This window comes from Achromobacter sp. GD03932 (assembly GCF_029839485.1).
Taxonomy (GTDB): domain Bacteria; phylum Pseudomonadota; class Gammaproteobacteria; order Burkholderiales; family Burkholderiaceae_B; genus Achromobacter; species Achromobacter bronchisepticus_A.
This window is the reverse complement of the sequence record NZ_JAOCAT010000016.1, coordinates 36364-55327: the sequence shown is the minus strand read 5'-3', so window position 1 is coordinate 55327 and position 18964 is coordinate 36364. Positions and strand designations below refer to the sequence as shown.

The window sequence follows — 18964 nt, the reverse complement described above, 5'->3', positions numbered from 1 at the left end:
CTGCAAAAAAATGTGGCGGCGGCGGCTGGGCCGGCGCATGATCGTTGCTCCATCCCGAGGAAGGAGCCGCATCATGAGCAGCAAACCCAGCATCATTCTTGTGCACGGTTTCTGGGGCGGCGCCGCCCACTGGAGCCGCGTCATCCTGGAACTGGCGCGCAAGGGCTATCAAGACCTGCACGCCGTCGACATGCCGCTGGCCTCCCTGGCCGGCGACGCCGAACGCACGCGCAAGATGATCGCGCAGCAGAAAGGCCCCGTGCTGCTGGTGGGCCATTCGTACGGCGGCGCTGTCATCACGGAAGCCGGCAACCAGCCCAACGTGGCCGGCCTGGTGTACATCGCCGCCTTCGCCCCGGACGCGGGAGAAAGCCCCGGCGGCATCACGCAGGAAATGCTGCCCGCGGCCGCGCCCAACCTGGCGCCCGACAGCGACGGCTATCTCTGGCTGCGCGCCGACAAGTTCCATGAGAGCTTCTGCCAGGACCTGTCCGCCGACGAGGGCCTGGTCATGGCCGTCACGCAAAAGGCGCCGCTGGCCAGCGCCTTCGGCGAAACGGTGTCCGTCCCCGCATGGCGCAGCAAGCCGTCCTGGTACCAGATATCCAGCCAGGACCGGATGATCGCCCCCGAAAACCAGACGCGCATGGCCGCGCGCCTGAACACTCGCAAGACCATCACGCTGGACGCCAGCCATGCCTCGCTCGCGTCGCGCGCCGGCGAAGTGGCCGGCCTGATCGACGAAGCGGCGCGCGCCTGCGCGTCCTAGGCGCCGGCCTGGCGGGCTGCGTACTCGGAACGAGCGTATCAGGGGACGCACCCGCCTTTGCTGTGCTGCTTTTTTTGTAACTTCACGGCCTTCGCATGACTTGCAGCACAGTTGTTTTCCCTATGAAAAGCGGGTTTTTTGCCTGCAAGCCACCCAAACTGATCCGCTTTTTTCTTCACTCTCTGAATCTGTACTGATCCAGGCTGCGGCTCTAACTTCACGGTGTAGGTCAAACACCCGTCAGCGCACGCCGTCTTGTGGCGGTTGAGGCGCGCTGGCGAAGAAGTCAGGAATACCGCCATGGATAGCGACGCGCTATTGCTTGCCCGAATACAGTTCGGCTTCACCATCTCGTTTCACATCATCTTCCCCGCCATCACCATCGGCCTGGCCAGCTACCTCGCCGTGCTGGAAGGCCTGTGGCTGCGCACGCGCAATACCGTCTACCGCGACCTCTACCATTTCTGGACCAAGATCTTCGCCGTCAACTTCGGCATGGGCGTGGTGTCCGGCCTGGTGATGGCGTATCAGTTCGGCACCAACTGGAGCTTCTTCTCCGATTTCGCCGGCAGCGTCACCGGGCCCCTGCTGGCCTACGAAGTGCTGACCGCCTTCTTCCTGGAAGCCGGCTTCCTGGGCGTGATGCTGTTCGGCTGGTCGCGCGTGGGGCCGGGCCTGCACTTTTTCTCGACCGTGATGGTGGCGCTGGGCACGCTGGTGTCGGCCACCTGGATCCTGGCGTCCAACAGCTGGATGCAGACGCCCGCCGGCTACGAAATCCTGGACGGCCGCGTGGTGCCCACGGACTGGCTGGCCGTGATCTTCAATCCGTCCTTCCCCTACCGCCTGGCGCACATGGGCATCGCCGCCTTCCTGGCGACCGCGCTGATGGTGGGCGCCTCCGGCGCCTGGCACATGCTGCGCGGCGATCGCAGCCCCGCCGTGAAGAAGATGTTCGCGATGGCGATGGGCATGCTGCTGCTGGTGGCCCCGCTGCAAGCCGTGGTGGGCGACTTCCACGGCCTGAACACGCTCAAGCACCAGCCCGCCAAGATCGCGGCCATCGAAGGCCATTGGGAAAACGAGCCCGGCGCGGGCGTGCCGCTGACGCTGTTCGGCATCCCCGACATGGAGCGCGAGGAAACGCGCTACGCGGTCAATATCCCGCGCCTGGGCAGCCTGATCCTCACGCACAGCTGGGACGGCCAGTTCCCCGGCCTGAAGTCCTATCCGCCCGAAGACCGGCCCAACGCCACGGCCGTGTTCTGGTCGTTCCGCGTAATGGCGGGCCTGGGCATGCTGATGATCGCGCTGGCCCTCTGGGCGGCCTGGTCGCGCTGGCGCGGCCGGCTGTACGAATCGCGCTGGCTGCACCGCTTCGCGTTGTGGATGGGACCGTCCGGGCTGATCGCCATCCTGGCTGGCTGGTACGTGACGGAAATCGGCCGCCAGCCCTGGGTGGTGTATGGCGTCATGCGCACCGCCGACGCCGCCACCCCGCACGGCCTGGGCGAACTGACGCTGACGCTGGCGCTGTTCGTGGTGGTGTACCTGCTGGTGTTCGGCGCCGGCGTCTCGTACATGCTGCGCCTGATCCGCATGGGCCCCAGCCCCGCCCCCGGCCACGCGCCGCTGTCGGGCGGCCCGGGCGAACCGCGCCAACCGTCGCGGCCGCTGTCGGCCGCCTCCACCCTGGCGGGCATCGAGCCCGCGCAACGCAAGCATTCGGGAGTCTGAGGCCATGGGCATCGACCTTGCACTGGTATGGGCCGTCATCATCCTGTTCGGCGTGATGATGTACGTGATCATGGATGGCTTCGATCTGGGCATCGGCATCCTCTTTCCGCTGATCTCCGACCGCGAGGAACGCGACGTCATGGTCAACACCGTGGCGCCCGTGTGGGACGGCAACGAAACCTGGCTGGTGCTGGGCGGCGCAGGCCTGATGGCGGCGTTCCCGCTGGCCTATTCGGTGATCCTGAGCGCGCTGCACCTGCCGCTGGTGTTCATGCTGCTGGGCCTGATCTTCCGCGGCGTGGCCTTCGAATTCCGCTTCAAGGCGGACGAGCATCACCGCCCGCTGTGGGACCGCGCCTTCGTGCTCGGCTCCGTGTGCGCCACGTTCTTCCAGGGCGTGACGCTGGGCGCCTACATCGAAGGCATCCCGGTGGTGGACCGCGCTTACCAGGGTGGCGCCTGGGACTGGATCAGCCCCTTCTCGCTCTTCACCGGCGCGGGACTGGTCGTGGCCTACGCGCTGCTGGGCTGCACCTGGCTCATCATGAAGACCGAGGGCCGCCTGCACCGCCACATGTGCGACATCGCCCGTCCGCTCACGCTGCTGCTGCTGGCCGTGATCGCGGCGCTCAGCGTCTGGACGCCCTTGGCGCAACCGCAGATCGCGCAGCGCTGGTTCAGCCTGCCCAATATGTTCTGGTTCCTGCCGGTGCCGCTGCTGGTCGCCGTGGCCGGCTTCGATCTCATCCGCCGCGTCAAGGGCATGCCCAATGCCGGCCCCTTCGTGCTGTCGCTGGCGCTGCTGTTCCTGGGCTACAGCGGCCTGGGCATCAGCATCTGGCCCGCCATCATCCCGCCTGACGTATCCATCTGGACCGCGTCCGCGCCGCCACAAAGCCTGGGCTTCGCGCTGGTGGGAGCGCTGGCGATCATTCCGATTATTCTCATGTACACCGCCTGGTCGTACTACGTGTTCCGGGGCAAGGTGCGTCTCGGCGAGGAGTTCCACTGATGAACGGCTCCCAACCCTCCCTGCCCACGTGGCGCAGCCGGCTGCTCTGGCTGGCGATGATCTGGGCATGCAGTGTCGCGGCCCTGGGCGTTGCGGCCTACACGCTGCGCCTGGTGATGAGATCCATCGGCATGTCGACCTGAAACGACCCACGCAAACGGACCCGCCCCATGAAGCGCTATGAACGGCTGACAGAAGAAATCACCGCCTCGATCCGATCGGGCCTGCTGCAGGCGGGCGACCGCCTGCCCTCGGTACGGCAGACCAGCGCCAGCCGCGGGGTCAGCCCGTCGACGGTGTTCAAGGCCTATTACCTGCTGGAAGCGCGCGGCCTGATCCGCGCGCGCGACCGCTCCGGCTACTACGTGCTGCGCGCGCCGCACGCCACGCTGCCGGAGCTGGACGGCCTGTCCAGCGCCAGCGCAGGACGCCATCCAGTGGACGTCAGCGACAACGTGCTGCAGGTGCTTAACGCCACCCTGCGCCGCGACATGCTGCCCTTCGGCTCGGCCTTTCCCAACCCCTCGCTACTGCCCTACGGACGCCTGGCGAAGTTCATGGCAGCCACGGTGCAGCGCCTGGATCCCTGGGGCTCGATCGACGACCTCAGTCCGGGCGATGCCGCCCTGCGCCGCGCCATCGCCCTGCGCTACCTGGCCGATGGCATGTCGGTGCCGGTGGACGACATCATCATCACCAACGGCGCGCTGGACGCGCTGAACCTCAGCCTGGCGGCAGTCACCGAGCCCGGCGACGCGGTCATCGTGGAATCTCCCACCTTCTACGCCGCGCTGCAATCGCTGGAACGCAATCACCTGCACGCCATCGAAGTGGCCACGCATCCGCGCGAAGGCATAGACCTGCAAGCGCTGGAGCAGGCCATCCTGCGCCACCGCCCCAAAGCCTGCTGGCTCATGACCACGTTCCAGAACCCGCTGGGCAGCCTCATGCCCGACGACAAGAAGGAAGCCCTGGTGCGGCTGCTGGCCAGCCACGACGTGGCGCTGATCGAAGACGATGTCTACGGCGAGCTGTATTTCGGCGAACAACGCCCGCGGCCGGCCAAGGCCTACGACCGCGACGGCATCGTGATGCATTGCTCTTCGTTCTCCAAGACCCTGGCGCCGGGCTACCGGGTGGGCTGGGTGGCCGCCGGCCGCTACACGCGCCGCATCATGCGCAACAAGCTCACCACCAGCCTGGCGACCGCCGCGCCGACCCAGGCGGCCATTGCCGCCTATCTGGAAAAAGGCGGCTTCGACCGCCACCTGCGGCAATTCCGCCAGGCGCTGGCCCAGCAGCAAGGAGAACTGCTGCAAGCCATCGCCCGCTACTTCCCCAAGGGCACGCGCGCCACGCGGCCGCTGGGCGGCTACTTTGTGTGGGTGGAGCTGCCCGCGCACATCGACACGCTCAAGGTCCATCGCGCCGCGCTGGGACACGGCATCAGCATCGCGCCGGGCCCGCTGTTCTCGGCATCCGGCGGCTTCGGCAATTTTCTGCGTCTGAACGCCGGGCATCCCTGGAATCCGGAGATGGAGCAAGGCATGGCGACGCTGGGCAAGCTGCTGGCGGGCTAGTCCCGTTGTCCTGGGCGGCGATTCACGTTATAAATGAGTGTTATTCTTATTAACATCCATTTACCGCCTCGCCATCCATGGACTCCCTCGCGTACCAGAACGTCCACCGGCTTTACGCGGAACATCATGATTGGCTGCTAGGCTGGTTGAACCGGCGCGTCAACAACCGCGCAGACGCCGCCGACCTCACGCAAGACACGTTCTTCCGCGTCCTCGTCTCGCCCAACGCCGTCGTCCCTTCCGAACCGCGCGCCTACCTGCTGACCCTGGCCCGCCGGCTCACCATCGACCTATGGCGCACGCGCGATGTCGAAGCCCGCTACCTGCAGGCGCTGTCGCAGGAGCCGGAGCCGGTCATGGCATCCCCCGAGACGCTGCTGATGCTGAAGCAGGCGGTCATGGAGATCGATCGCCTGCTGGACGGCCTTCCCGTGCCGGTCAAGCATGCCTTCCTGCTGAACCGGCTGGACGGAATGACGCACCCAGCCATTGCCCAGGCCTTGGGCCTGTCGCTGGCGACGGTGGAGCGCCATGTAAAGCGCGCCTTTCTGCACTGCATCGCCTCGCGCCGCGCAGCCGATCTGGCATGAGCGGTGTCTCCGCGCCCCCCGCCGCCCGCGACGCGCTGATGGAACGCGCCGTTGACTGGATCGTGCTGCTGACATCCGGCAAGGCCACGGACCACGACCGCCAGCGCTTCGAGCGCTGGCTCGCCAGCCATCCGGAAAACGCGCGCGCCTGGGCCGAGGTGGACGGCATCATGCGCCAGCCCCTGGCCCAGTTGCGAGGAGCGGCAGAAGCGGCGCCCGGTCCCGCCCGCGCCGCGCGGGCCGCCCTGCTGCAAAGCAGCGGGTTGGACAGACGCCGCGTGCTGAAGCTGGCGATGCTGTTCTCCGGCGTGTCTGCCGGCGCCTTGATGGCCGACCGCTACATTCCGCTTGCCGGACTGTCCGCCACCTATTCCACCCGCACCGGCGAACGGCAGACCTACGCGCTGGAAGACGGTTCCACGCTGACGCTGAACGCGCGTTCGGCCGTCGATGTCCGCTATGACGACTTGCGACGCACCGTCTTGCTGCGCCAGGGCGGACTCTATGCCGAGGCCCGCTCCGACATACGGCCCTTCGTGGTCCAAACCCGGTACGGCGCCGTGACCGGCGGCCAATCGCATCTGGCTGTGAACCAGTTCGATACCTACGCCGTCGCCAGCGCCCTTGAGAACATGCTTACGCTGCAGCCCGACCATGGCGCCGCCCTGACGCTGCCGCAAGCCGGCACGGCGGCCTTCGACCACAATCGCGCGTGGCAACGGGACGGCGCCGCGCAGGCCAGCTGGCGCAGCGGCATCCTCAGTGTGCGCGACGCCCGCCTGGCAGAAGTGATAGAGCAGTTGCGCGCCTATCAGCCCGGCGTGATCCGCCTGTCGCCGCAAGCCGCCGAGCTGCGCGTATTCGGCGTATTCCCGCTGGACGTCCCGCGCCAGACCCTGCTGGCCCTGAGCGAAACCCTGCCGATACAGGTCCGTCGCTACGGTCCATGGCTGACGCTGGTGGACGCCGCATAACAAAAACAATCGCGTGGCCCGCGCGGCGATGAGGGGATTGAGGTCCGGTATCCGTCATTACCTGTGACGCAACCGAAATCTCCTTTTGCCGGACATCTTGAATCATGAATTTCCCCTTGAGCCGCAGCGCAGCGCTAGTCGCCGTCGCCCTCAGCGCTTGCGCGCTGCCGCAGTCCGCCATTGCGCAGGACGCCGCCCCCGCGCATCAGGCCGCACAGTCCTACGACCTGCCAGCCGCGCCCCTGGCGGACACGCTGAGCCGGATTTCGCTGCATAGCGGCCGCACCATCTCGGCGAACGCCGAACTTGTCGCAGGCAAGCAAGCCGCGCCGGTGCGCGGCTCGCTGAGCGCCGAAGCCGCGGCCCGGCAGGCCTTGGCGGGCACAGGCCTGGAACTCGTCGTCACCCCTGCGGGGGTGCTGAGCGTGCGTCTGCAGCCTCCAGCTGGCGCCGTGACCTCCCTGGAACCGGTCATGGTCACGGCCAGCAGCCTCATCCCGCCCAGCGAAGGCACGGGTTCCTATACCGTACCCGAATCCAACTCCGCCACGCGCATGCGCTTGTCATTGCGCGAAACGCCGCAGTCCGTCACGGTCATCACGCGCCAACAGATGGAAGACCAGGGCATCGTCACCGTTGCCGGCGCGCTGGAGCAAGCGCCAGGCGTCGTCGTCAGCCGCAGCAACTCCGAAGGCTACGCCTTCTATTCCCGCGGCTTCCAGCTGCAGAATTTCCAGTTCGACGGCCTGCCCAGCCTGTCCAGCGACGGCGGTAACGTACGCGACAACTACAGCATCAGCAGTTCGGTCATCTACGACCGCGTCGAGATCCTCAAGGGCGCCACGGGCCTGGTCAATGGCGCCGGCTATCCTTCGGGCGTCATCAACCTGATCCGCAAGCGGCCCACCCGCGAATTCCAGGGCAGCGTCACCGCCGGCGCCGGGTCCTGGGATCAGTACCGGGGCGAACTGGATCTGGGCGGCTCGCTGGCCGAGAACGGCAGGATCCGCGGCCGGATGATCGCCGCGGTGAACGACAGCGCCAGCTTCATCGAGTACACGAAAACCCGCGAGGACGTGCTCTACGGCATAGTCGAAGCCGACATCACGCCGCGCACCACGGCAACGCTGGGTATCGAATATCAAAAAAACAAGAACGACGCCTCATCCAACATCCACCTGCCCGCGTTCTACTCGGACGGCCGGCAGGCGAGCTTCTCGCGTTCGACCAATCCCGCCGACAAGTGGACTTGGCGCAATCACGAGACCACCCGCTACTTCGCCGACGTCACGCATACCTTCGACAACGACTGGCAACTGAAGCTGGCCGCGGGGCATCGGAATTATTCCTCCAGCGAGCTGATCGCCGGGATGGGCAGTTCATTCATCGACGCGAAGACGCACAGCATCAGCCACAGCCTGGGCCAGGCCAGCCTGTTCGATACGGATTCGCGCGAGAACAGCGTGGACGTGCAGGCCTCCGGCACGTACTCGCTGCTGGGCCGCCGCCATGACCTGGTGTTCGGCTACAACGCCGCGCGCACGCACTCAACGTCGCGGCGCGACGACGGCCTGAGCGACACGATCATCAAAGACGCCTTCAACTGGAACAACAACAGCTTCAAGCCCACGGTCTACAAACGTCTGCTCGACCACGATATCGAGGTATCGCAGAAGATCCTCTACGGCGCCACCGTCCTACACCCCACCGACCGATTCGCGCTGATCCTGGGCGGACGGCTGACCGACTACCGCTGGGAACAGAATTCCGTCTTCAGCAGCGGCTTTCGCGGCAACTATGGCACCGATGTGAAGAACAAGTTCATTCCGTATGCCGGCGTCACATTCGATGTGGACGCTTACCACACCGTCTACGCCAGCTACACCGACGTGTTCAAGCCGCAGGCCTTCAACTTCGACGCATCCAATCGCCAGCTGGATCCCATGACGGGCAAGAGCGTGGAAGTGGGAGCCAAGGGCGAATACCTGGACGGCCGCCTGAACGCCAGCGTCGCGTTGTTCCAGCTCAAGCAGGACAACGTCGCCGAACTGGATCCCAGCGGCGCCATGACGCCCACTGGCGGCACCGCCTATATCGCCGTACCCGGCGTAACTACCCGGGGCATCGAACTGGAGGTATCCGGCGAGTTGCTGCCCGGCTGGCAACTGCATGCCGGCTACACCTATAGCCGGTCGCGCGACCGTGCCGGCGAACGCGTCAGCACGACCCAGCCCGAGCAGTTGTTCAAGCTTGCCACCACTTATCGCCTGCCGGGAAGCTGGCACCGCCTGACGGTGGGCGGCAACATGCTCTGGCAGGGAAGCACCTATTTCTCGCAGACCGTCAATGGCGCCAACCGCCGCTTCACGCAGGACAGCTACGGCGTGTTCGGCCTGATGGCGGCCTATGACTTCAACAAGGACCTGCGCGTGACGGTGAACCTGAACAACGTGCTGGACAAGACCTACTACTCCGGCATCGGCAACTACAACTCCGTCTACTACGGCGCGCCGCGCAACGTGCTGGCGCAGCTGCGCTACAAGTTCTAGTTGGCCGTGGCGCCCGAATCCTTGACCGCCTTGGCCCAGGCCGCGATCTCGCTCTGGATGAAGGCGCCGAACGCCGCCGTGTTCAGGCTGGAGGCCTGCGCGCCCTCTTCCATCAGACGTTGCTTGACGGCCGGAGCGGCCAGCGCCCCGCTCAGCGCCTGGTTCAGCGTGGCGACCACCGCGTCCGGCGTGCCGGCCGGCGCAACGATGCCGTGCCAGGACACGGCCTGAAAGCCGGGCAGGCCCGATTCCGCCATGGTGGGAATATCCGGCATGGCGGGCGAACGCTGCGGCGAGGTGACCGCCAGCGCGCGCAGCGTGCCGGCCTTCACGTGCGGCAGCACGCCGGGAATGGTGGTGAACATGAAGTCGATCTGCCCGCCGATCAGGTCTGTGATGGCGGGGCTGCCGCCCTTGTAGGGGATGTGCGTGAACTGGAGCTTGGCGGCGCTCTTGAACATCTCGCCGGCCAGATGGCCGGGGGTGCCCGCGCCGGCCGAGCCCATGTTGATCTTGTCGCCCTGCGACTGGATGTAGGACACCAGCTCCTGCACATTGGCGGCTTGCACCTGCTTGCCCACCACCAGTACGTTGGGCACCGTGGCCAGCAGCGTCACGGGCGTGAAGTCCTTCACCGCGTCATAGGAAATCCGCGAATACAAGGACGGATTGATGCCGTGCGTGCTGGCGGTGGCCAAGAGCAGCGTGTAGCCGTCCGGCGCGGACGTGGCCACCTGCTTGGCGGCGATGGTGCCGTTGGCGCCGCCCTTGTTGTCGATGACGATAGTCTGGCCCAAGGTCTTGGCGGCCTCGGCCGCAACGGTGCGCGCCAGGATGTCCGAAGTGCCGCCCGCGGAGTGCGGCACCACCAACGTGATCGGCTTCGAGGGGAAAGACTGGGCGTGCGCCGCCGGCAAGGCCGGCAGCAGACAGGCGGCCAGCGCGGCGCGCGCCAGCAAGGAAGTGCGGAACATTGAAGTCTCCTGGATGTTGTCGGTCGCGGCGCCGTCGACGGGCGCCGTCATGGCCGCGCGGCTGCGCGGTGCTTCAATCCGAGCCCAGCTGCAGTTTGTTGGGCTGGCGTTTCTCGATGGCCCATTTCAGCAGCGCGGCCGAACGGTAGATGCCGTGAGCGAACTTGCCGTAAGGCAGCGTCAGGAACAGCGCCATCACCACGCCCAGGTGGATGGCCAGCAGCAGCGCCATCGCGCCGCCGTCGCGGCCGGCCAGCAAGGCCAGGCCCGTTGCGCTGGTCAGGAACAGCAGCGCGATGAAGCCGCGGTCCATGGGCTTTTGCGCCGCGTCGCCCTGCTGCGGATGGCGCTTGAGATTCAGCCACAGCAAGCCCGCCGGTCCGATCAGCAGGCCGATGCCGCCCGCCGTGCCCAGCAGCACCGGCGCGCTCCAGAACGGATACGGCGCCTGCAGGCCCAACGCATAGTGGTACAGCGTGGCCACGCTGGTGGCGGCAAAACACAGCATGAAGCCGTAGAAGGTGAAGTGATGGAAGCGCCGGCGCCACAAGGTGAAGGCGTCGTCCGCGTTGTTGCAGCCCTTGCCATGCCCGCCATCCAGATAGCGCAGCCGCAGGGCGTCATGCGCCGCCTCCGCCACCGCAGCGCCTGTGGCCGCTCCCGGGCTGACATTGCGCCAGAAGCGCGTCACGCCCACGCCCAGCGCCAGCATCGCGAAGCCGAACACCACGCCAAACATCAGCGCCAGCGTGTTGTGCGGGAACACCGCGTAGAAGTTGCCGGCCATGGGCTCATGGAACAGGCCGCCCGCCATCAGCACGGCCAGCGTCAGAAACAGCGCCAGGCCCGCAGCGGCAGCCAGCGACACGGTCAGGCCATTGCGCTTATACAGGGCGCCCAGCGCCGCGGGCCAGGCGTAATCGGTGTACGTCTGCATCCGGACGCGGGCCATGGCCTGCGGCACGTTCACCGCGAACTCATGCGGCGGCGCGTACTGGCAGGCGTGCAGACAGGCGCCGCAGTTGTGGCACAGGTTGGCCAGGTAGTTCAGGTCGGCCTTGCCGAATTCCAGGCGGCGGGTCATGGCGGGAAACACCGCGCAGAATCCTTCGCAATAGCGGCAGGCGTTGCAGATCTGCATGACGCGGGCGACTTCGGTTTCATCGCCCGTCAGCAGATCCGTCTGGAGTTCGGCCTGTTTGGCATGCCAGCGCACCGGCTGCTCTGCCATGACGGATGCTGCCTCGCCATGCGGCGTGGAAAAGGACTGGGCCTCGCGGGCCAGGGCTTCAAGCTGCTTCATGTCGTGCTTCCGCGTTGTGCCGGGCGCGCGCGGCTGCCGCGGCCCGGGTGCCGGCGATGCGGCCGAAGGCCGTGCCGATGGACATGCCCACCCCGGCCGTATAGCCTTTGCCCAGCACGTTGCCGGCCATCATTTCGCCCGCGACGAACAGGTTGTCGCTAGGCACGTCGTTGAACCGGACCGCGGCGGTGTCGTCCACCTTCAGGCCCAGGTAGGTAAAGGTGATGCCGGGCCGCAAGGCATAGCCATAGAACGGCGCAGTGTCGATGGGCCTCGCCCAGTGTGTCTTGGCGGGTTCCAGATTCTCGGTATGGCAGTCATCCAGCGCGGTGTGGTCGAACTTGCCGACGCAGCAGGCCGCGTTGTAGTCGCTCAGGGTCTGCTCGAAGACCGCCGGATCCAGGCCCAGCTTCACGGCCAGTTCCGGCAAGGTGTCGGCCTGCACGCCAGGGAACACCGGCGGCATGAAGCGGCCGACGGCCTTGGCGTCGATGATGGAATAGGCGATCTGGCCCGGCTGCATGGCCGTCAGGCGGCCCCAGATGGCATAGCGCTTGGGCCAGAAGTCCTCGCCCTCGTCGTAGAAGCGCCGCGCCTCGCGGTTGACCACCACGCCCAGGGACACGCAATCGATGCGCGTGCAGATGCCGCCGTCGTACAGCGGCGCGCGCGCGTCGATGGCCACGCAATGCGACTGCGACGGATCGCCGATGCTGTCCGCGCCGGCGTCCAGCATGAACTTCAGCAGCACACCCATGTTGTAGCGCGTGCCGCGGATCAGGAAATTGTCGGCCGGCCATTCGCCGCGCTCGTTCTGGCCCCAGGCCTCGCGCAGCCACTCGCGGTTGGACTCGAAGCCGCCGGCCGCCAGCACACAGGCGCGCGCCTCGATGCGCTCATCGCCGATGCGCGCCGCCACGAAACGCCCGCCATCCAGCTCCAGCGAGTCGACCGGCGCGTCGTAGCGGATCCGCACGCCCAGCGCCTCGGCGCTGCGGTAGTAGGCGTTGACCAGGGCCTTGCCGCCGCCCATGAAGAACGCGTTGGTGCGCGCCACGTGCAGCGCGCCCGACAGCGGCGGCTGGAAGTTCACGCCATGGCGGCGCATCCAGTCGCGACAGGTGGAGGACTCGCGGATGACCAGCCGCGCCAGATGCTCGTTGGTCAGCCCGCCCGTCACCTTGAGCAGGTCCTGCCAGTATTCTTCCTCGGGATAGGCCTCGACCAGCACGTCCTGCGGCGCATCGTGCATGCAGCGCAGATTGCGCGTGTGCTGCGAATTGCCGCCGCGCCATTCGCGCGGCGCCGCTTCCAGCAGCAGCACGCTGGCGCCGGCCTCGCGCGCCATCAGGGCCGCGCACAGCGCCGCGTTACCCCCTCCCACCACCAAGACGTCGACCATGCCATCGTTCCTCTTCCAAGGAACGAACTGTAGCGAGCGCGAGCGCCCGCCGATATCAGCCAGCCGTCAACAGGTCTTCATGAATCGTGAAGGGCCACCACCGGCCATTTGCCCTCGCGCGCCAGCCTGCGCGACACATCGGCCAGCACCAGGCGCGCGGCCAGCGCCGCGGGCGACAGCTCGTCCTCGGACAGGCTGGCCAAAAGATTGGGGCGGTACAGGTGCGCGTCGTCGATGCGCGCCATGTGCAGTTGGCCCGGCGCGATCCGCGCCATGGCGGAACTGGGCTGGATGGTGGCCACGTGCCCCAGCTGCACCACGTCCATCAGCACCGGCAGACCGTCCACTTCCACCGCCACCAGCGGCGTGCGGCCCGACTGCTGATACGCGTTGTTGACCAGCGCCCGCAGCCCGTGGCGTCCGCTGGGCAGCACCAGCGGCAAATGCGCGATGGCCTCGATCCGCGTGCTCTCGCCCGCAGGCAAACCCGCCATGTCCGGCCGCGCCAGCAGGAACAGCGGCTCGTCCAGCAAGGGCGTCACGCGCAAGCGGCGCGCGGATTCGGCCCGGAACACGATGGCCAGGTCCAGCATGCGGCCATTGAGCATGTCGCTCAGATGGCCCGACAGCGCCTCGACCAGATGCAGGCGGATGTCGGGATAGCGCTCGTTCATGGCCTGCACGAAGGGCGCGCCGAGGATGGCGGCGGTGGTGGAAGGCAGGCCCACGCTGACGTGGCCCGCCAGCCTGGCCTGCTGCGCCGCGTGCACGGCATCGTCGGCGTGGCGCAGCGCCAGTTGCGCCTGGCGGAAGAACGCCAGGCCCGCATCGGTGGGCTCCACGCCGCTGGCGCTGCGCCGCAGCAGCCGCGTCGACAGCTCGCCCTCCAGCCGGCTGATCTGCTGGCTGAGCGCCGACGTCACCATGCCGATGGACTGGGCGGCGCGGCCGATGCTGCCCGCCTCCACGACGCGGACGAAGTAACGCAGTTGGCGCAGTTCCATGGGCGGCCCCGGCTTTCCGTAAGGGATGACAGGGCCGATTGTAGAGGCTGGGCCGCAACGCTTCAGTAGCGCGCGTCCTTCGGCTTCTTGCCCTGCGGCCAGTCCTTGTCCTTGCCGGCGAAGTCGGGGCGCGGCATGTGCGTGAAGTACTCGGCCACGTCCACCGCATCCTGGTCGGACAGCACGCCGCCCTCGCCCCAGCTGCCATGCGTATTCACGCCCATCGGCATGCTGTTGCGGATGAAGGCAGCCGCCTTGTAGGTGCGCGCCAGGCCCGCGCCGATGTTGAAGGACTCTTCGCCCCACAGGGGCGGGAACGCAATGTCGCCGGAACGGTCGCGCTTGCCTTCGCCGTTGGCGCCGTGGCAGGACGCGCATTGGGCCGCGTACAGGCTCTTGCCGCGCACCGGGTCGGGCACCAGCTTGGTATCTATCGGCCAGGCGTTCTCGATCTGCACCTTTGCGCCGTGCGGCACATCCTGGGCCAGCCACTTCATGTAGGCGATCATGGCCTTCATCTCGGCCGAGTCCTTTTCCAGCGGCTTGCCGTTCATCGAACGCATGAAGCAGCCGTTGATGCGGTCCTCCAGCGTCACCACCCGGTTGGCGCGCGGATTGAACTGCGGGAACGAATTGACCGTGTTGATGTAAGGCGCGCCCAGGGGCTTCTTGCCGCCCTGCACATGGCAGCTGTTGCAGTTCAGGCTGGCGCCCGTGTTCTGCGGCAACAGCCGACGCGTCTCGGTCAGCAGGCGCTTGCCGTAGTTGATCTGCTCGGCGTTGGGCTGCGCGGCGATCTGGGTGTCCGGTGGAATGGTGTAATCCGGCAGCCGCTTGCCATCCTTGTCCAGCACCGGGAAGGTGCTGCGCGCACCTTGCGCGGCGACTTCGGGTTCGGCCGTGGCGACCGTCCAGCCGCCCACGGCGACCGCTGCCGCCAACAGGGCGGCGATCCTGATGTGCTTACTCATGCTTGCCTCCGCCGATGTTCGGCTTCTTGCTGGCCAGGAATTCGCGGATATGCGCGACATCCTTCTCGCCGATCGCGGGCGCCTGGTTGGTCCAACCGGTGCGGATGAAATTGATCACGTCCGTGATATCGCGGTCGCTCAGATGCTTGAAGCCCGGCATCGCGAACGTCATGGCGTCCATGTCGTTGGACGGCATTCTGCCGCCCTCCAGCGTGATCTGGATGATGGATTGCGGGTTCTGCGCGAACACCGCCGAATTGCCGGCCAGCGCCGGGAAGATGCGCGGCATGCCCTGCCCGTCGGCGCGATGGCACACGACGCATTGCTCCATGTAGATGACCGCGCCGCGCGAATCGTAGCGGCCGTCGCGCAGGGACGCAGTGGTGCCGTCGGCCTTGGGCGGGAAGGCGGTGAGCTTGCCGCCGGCCGCGGGCAATTGCTTCAGGTAGGCCGCGATGCTGGCGAGGTCGCCATCGGTGAAATGGCGGGTGCTGTGCTCGACCACGTCGGCCATCGCGCCGAATGCCGCCACCTTGTCGGTGCGGCCGGTCTTCAGGAACAGCTCGATGTCCTGCGCGCTCCAGGATTGCAGGCCCTGGGCCTCGCCGCGCAGGCTCTTGGCGCGCCAGCCGTCGATCACGGCGCCCGACAGGAAGGCGTCGCCGTCCGCCAGGGACAGCGCCTGCTCCTGGTAGGCCAGGCCGCGCGGCGTGTGGCAGGCGCCGCAATGGCCGGGGCCTTCGACCAGATAGGCGCCGCGCACCAGCCTTTCATCGGCGCCGGCCGGGGCCGCGAACTCGCGCTTGCCCGCGAACAGCAGTTGCCACCAGGCCATGGGCCAACGCATGTTCAGCGGCCACGGAATCGTGGAATCCGCGCTGGGTTGGTTGACCGGTTCGACCTGCGACATGAAGTAGGCGTAGAGCGCCTGGACGTCCGCGTCCGGCATGATGGCGTACGAGGGATACGGCATGGCCGGATACAGGGGCGTGCCGTCCTTGCGGATGCCGTGCTGCACCGCGTTCTTGAAATCCGCGTAGCTATAGCCGCCGATGCCCGTCTGCTTGTCGGGCGTGATGTTCGACGAATAGATGGTGCCCACCGGCGTCTGCATCGCCAGGCCGCCCGCGAAGGGCTTGCCATTGGGCACGCTGTGACAGGCCACGCAATCGCCCGTGCGCGCAATGTAGGCGCCGGCTTCGGCCAGCCGCCTGTCGTTGATGTCGACGGACGCCGCCACGTCGGCCTTGCGATTTGCCGTCAGCAGCTGCGCGCCGCCGATGGCCAGGCCCGCAGCCGCCAGCAGACCCACCGCGACCTTGATCCCGATCCTCTTCATTACTGCCCTCCGTTGCACGCTGGGCAGCATGCACGTCGGGGTGTTCGTACGGCCTGTCCAGCTTATGGAGGAAGCTTACGCCTTTCAGTAATAAGTTAATGACCGAAAAGCATATAACTTGCGGGCTTGTTTGATTTGCCGCAAGCCCGCCGGCTGCGGGCTTGCCGAGGTCCGCAGCCGCCCTGACGGCGGCCGCGCGGCCTGCATCGCCTACGCCGGTATCGTCAGGCCCCGGGCCACCGCCGGACGGGCCACGAAGGCTTCCAGCACCCGGGCGACATTCTTGAAGCGCGAGAACTCCACCAGGTCGCCCGCGCCGTAGAAACCCACCAGGTTGCGCACCCAGGGCAGGATAGCGATGTCGGCGATGGTGTACTCGTCGCCCATCACCCAGTCGCGGCCTTCCAGGCGCTGGTCCAGCACGTTCAAGAGGCGCTTGGACTCCTCCGCGTAGCGGTCGCGCGGACGCTTGTCTTCGTAGTCCTTGCCCGCAAACTTGTGGAAGAAGCCCAGCTGGCCGAACATCGGGCCGATGCCGCCCATCTGGAACATGACCCATTGCAGCGTCTCGTAGCGCCCCGCCGTGTCCGCCGGCAGGAACTTGCCCGCCTTGCTGGCCAGGTAGATCAGGATGGCGCCGGACTCGAACAGGCCCAGCGGCTTACCTTCGGGGCCGTTGGGATCGAGGATGGCCGGGATCTTGTTGTTCGGGCTGAGCGACAGGAATTCGGGCGAAAACTGGTCTTTGGCGTCGAAGCTGACCCGGTGGACCTCGTAGGGCAGCCCGGTTTCCTCCAGCAGGATCGACACCTTCACGCCGTTGGGCGTGGGCAGCGAATACAACTGGATGCGGTCGGGGTGCCGGGCGGGCCACTTCTTGGTGATGGGAAAGGCGCTGAGGTCGGTCATGCGGGGGGCTCCAGGGGGAGGGGCGGAAAGGTCGGGGTAATCCTAGCGCAAATCCGGGCGGCCGCGCCGCCCGATGAAATCCCCTAGCGCGAGTACGCGGGATTCATCGAGGCATCTTGCACATACTCGTCCTCCGGCTCTGGCTGCAGCGTGGCCTCGATTTCCGGCGGAAACGTCGGCACCTTGCTGGTGTGCATCACCGCCCAGCGCATGATGGCGTGTAGAAAATTGAACGGCATCATCAGCAGGGACAGGATGCCAGGACCTTGCGCATCCTCGGCAAAGGCGCGCTGCCTGGATAGGGCGAAGGTCTCCGGCTTGCCGTCGGCCGGCACGCAATGCAAGACCGCGTCCTGCACGACTTGCGGCCCGTCCTCCATGTAGCGGCGCAGAAACTCCCAATGGGAATAGGCATCTTCGGCCCGGTACGTGACCGAGCTGAACGCGAATGTCTCCCTGACCGTCACGCCATCCGCGTCCAGGATCAGGCCGCGGACATCCCAGGTCCGGTGCTGAAACCCGTCGACCCCTCCTCCAAGCGTGAAGTAGAGCTTGTTCCACTTCGCCGTCAGCACCGTTCCGTCCAGCCGGAACACGTGTACCAGCTTGTGCTTGCGGTCCAAGGCGATGGGATAGTAGGTCCACCGGAACATCTCCTTGCCCGCGACCCATGCGCCCGCCGCCGCCAACGCAGCGCCCATCGCCATGCTGATGAAAACCGCCGTCCAAAGCCCGTTCTCATTGGGCAGCCCGTCCACCAGGGCCCAAGCCAACTCCCGGATCATGCCCACGCCGAAGGCCACGCCGACAAGCCCCATCAGCGCCAGCATGCCCCGGTAGGCGTACCAGCGGTCCACCAAGACCAAAGCATTGGAATTCATCTTCACCACGCAGCCCTCGGCCGCCAGCGGTACGTCCAGCCGTTTCTTCTGCTGCAAGCGGTGTTCGCGGTCGAAGTCCCCAAGCGGCCGGTCGTTGGGGAATTTGCGTATCAACCCCGTGTAATCCATTCAACGCTCCAGAACTCGCCGGCTCTGTTGCGGCGCGACCGGTATCAGCCCGTGGATAGGCCTGCGCAATTTCTTCAGGGCATTTCCCTCGTCAGTATCTGAAATAGCGCAGGCCGTAGTCCTTGCCATCGCCCTGCCGCCGCTTTGTTTTGGATATTGCGCGCAGATTGATCCCAGTGGGATTGCTCCAACCGAATCCCTTGAAGATCATTTCCGCGACATGCGCGAAGCCTTCCGTCTTGCGCCCCGCCCGCCAGGCCAGGAAGCCGAACACGACGAGCAAGGCCGGCAACAGGTACATGGCATAAATGCCATAGGCCTCAAGCTGCCCCGCGATGCTGAACTTGCCTTTGAACAAGGCAAACACCGCATCCAGGCACATCATGAATCCAAAAATCACCGCGACGATGATGCCCCAGAACCGGAACGTGGACAGATAGTGAGATCTGCGCCCTTCAAAGCAGTGGGGATACACCGCCACCAAGGAATCCGATTCGCGCCTGACGCCATAGGCGCTCCAGGCGCCCTCGCCACGTTCGGCGACCAGCTCCACGTCGTCCCCTTCTTGAAAGGGGAAGCGCCAGAACCAACCCTGAACGGGTTCGCCGTTCAGTGAAAACTCCACGAAGTCGGCGCTCTCCGAACTATCGATCGAGGCAATCGCGATACCCGCCCCTCCCATGCCTGCCAGCGCGGCGGATACCGCGGACGCTCCGACGTCACCGCCAATCTGGCTCAGGACAAAGTCCCGATTACGACGGGACTTCTTCAGCTCCGTGATCTTTCCGGAGATCTTTCGGACATTTCCATTGAGCTCATTGGTCATTCCATTCCTCACATC

17 protein-coding genes are annotated in these 18964 nt (G+C 66.3%); 8 read left to right on the top strand and 9 right to left on the bottom strand.

Translation table 11 applies throughout. The features are described from left to right. Positions 1-73 precede the first annotated feature (73 nt). The 8 genes from N5C88_RS16305 (at position 74) to N5C88_RS16270 (ending at position 9211) form a co-directional block, all read left to right on the top strand. Positions 74-769 (top strand): alpha/beta hydrolase, encoded by a 696-nt coding sequence (locus N5C88_RS16305; RefSeq protein ID WP_059371283.1) that lies wholly within the window; start codon positions 74-76, stop codon positions 767-769. Between the two features lie 300 nt (positions 770-1069). Further along, positions 1070-2506, top strand: coding sequence for a cytochrome ubiquinol oxidase subunit I (locus N5C88_RS16300; RefSeq protein WP_054452023.1), 1437 nt, complete (start codon positions 1070-1072; stop codon positions 2504-2506). 4 nt (positions 2507-2510) lie between these two features. Further along, complete coding sequence (cydB, locus tag N5C88_RS16295; protein WP_059371281.1) at positions 2511-3518, top strand: cytochrome d ubiquinol oxidase subunit II; 1008 nt, start codon at positions 2511-2513, stop codon at positions 3516-3518. After that, the gene (locus N5C88_RS16290; protein ID WP_280015787.1) at positions 3518-3661 is read left to right on the top strand and encodes a DUF2474 domain-containing protein; all 144 of its coding nucleotides are present in this window, start codon (positions 3518-3520) and stop codon (positions 3659-3661) included. The genes cydB and N5C88_RS16290 overlap by 1 nt, the downstream gene beginning before the upstream one ends. Before the next feature lie 27 nt (positions 3662-3688). Then, positions 3689-5098: a PLP-dependent aminotransferase family protein gene (locus N5C88_RS16285; RefSeq protein ID WP_251879145.1), complete on the top strand. Its 1410-nt coding sequence runs from the start codon at positions 3689-3691 to the stop codon at positions 5096-5098. Positions 5099-5175: 77 nt separating this feature from the next. Continuing rightward, entirely contained in the window at positions 5176-5688 is a 513-nt protein-coding gene (locus N5C88_RS16280) for a sigma-70 family RNA polymerase sigma factor (RefSeq protein ID WP_059371279.1), read from the top strand. After that, positions 5685-6662: a DUF4880 domain-containing protein gene (locus tag N5C88_RS16275; protein WP_280015786.1), complete on the top strand. Its 978-nt coding sequence runs from the start codon at positions 5685-5687 to the stop codon at positions 6660-6662. Before N5C88_RS16280 ends, N5C88_RS16275 begins: the two co-directional genes overlap by 4 nt. A gap of 104 nt (positions 6663-6766) precedes the next feature. Next, the gene (locus N5C88_RS16270; RefSeq protein ID WP_280015785.1) at positions 6767-9211 is read left to right on the top strand and encodes a TonB-dependent siderophore receptor; all 2445 of its coding nucleotides are present in this window, start codon (positions 6767-6769) and stop codon (positions 9209-9211) included. On the opposite strand, the gene N5C88_RS16265 is transcribed toward N5C88_RS16270, so the two are convergent. From N5C88_RS16265 to N5C88_RS16225, 9 genes are all read right to left on the bottom strand, one after another. Next, positions 9208-10185: a tripartite tricarboxylate transporter substrate binding protein gene (locus N5C88_RS16265; protein WP_280015784.1), complete on the bottom strand. Its 978-nt coding sequence runs from the start codon at positions 10183-10185 to the stop codon at positions 9208-9210. The two genes, N5C88_RS16270 and N5C88_RS16265, sit on opposite strands and share 4 nt — an antisense overlap. A gap of 73 nt (positions 10186-10258) precedes the next feature. Further along, positions 10259-11488 (bottom strand): tricarballylate utilization 4Fe-4S protein TcuB, encoded by a 1230-nt coding sequence (gene tcuB, locus N5C88_RS16260; RefSeq protein WP_280015783.1) that lies wholly within the window; start codon positions 11486-11488, stop codon positions 10259-10261. Continuing rightward, on the bottom strand, positions 11475-12890 hold the full coding sequence (tcuA, locus tag N5C88_RS16255) for an FAD-dependent tricarballylate dehydrogenase TcuA (RefSeq protein ID WP_280015782.1): 1416 nt from the start codon (positions 12888-12890) through the stop codon (positions 11475-11477). The genes tcuB and tcuA overlap by 14 nt, the downstream gene beginning before the upstream one ends. 77 nt (positions 12891-12967) lie before the next feature. Beyond that, complete coding sequence (locus N5C88_RS16250; protein ID WP_280015781.1) at positions 12968-13894, bottom strand: LysR family transcriptional regulator; 927 nt, start codon at positions 13892-13894, stop codon at positions 12968-12970. Positions 13895-13956: 62 nt separating this feature from the next. Beyond that, positions 13957-14865, bottom strand: a complete 909-nt coding sequence (locus N5C88_RS16245) for a c-type cytochrome (protein ID WP_251879136.1) — start codon at positions 14863-14865, stop codon at positions 13957-13959. Then, the gene (locus N5C88_RS16240; protein ID WP_280015780.1) at positions 14858-16204 is read right to left on the bottom strand and encodes a cytochrome c; all 1347 of its coding nucleotides are present in this window, start codon (positions 16202-16204) and stop codon (positions 14858-14860) included. Before N5C88_RS16240 ends, N5C88_RS16245 begins: the two co-directional genes overlap by 8 nt. A 210-nt stretch (positions 16205-16414) precedes the next feature. Continuing rightward, positions 16415-17113 (bottom strand): glutathione S-transferase N-terminal domain-containing protein, encoded by a 699-nt coding sequence (locus tag N5C88_RS16235; RefSeq protein WP_118931408.1) that lies wholly within the window; start codon positions 17111-17113, stop codon positions 16415-16417. A gap of 83 nt (positions 17114-17196) precedes the next feature. After that, on the bottom strand, positions 17197-18123 hold the full coding sequence (locus N5C88_RS16230) for a DUF6708 domain-containing protein (RefSeq protein ID WP_280015779.1): 927 nt from the start codon (positions 18121-18123) through the stop codon (positions 17197-17199). Positions 18124-18214: 91 nt separating this feature from the next. After that, positions 18215-18949: a putative type VI secretion system effector gene (locus tag N5C88_RS16225; RefSeq protein ID WP_124260332.1), complete on the bottom strand. Its 735-nt coding sequence runs from the start codon at positions 18947-18949 to the stop codon at positions 18215-18217. Positions 18950-18964: the final 15 nt, after the last annotated feature.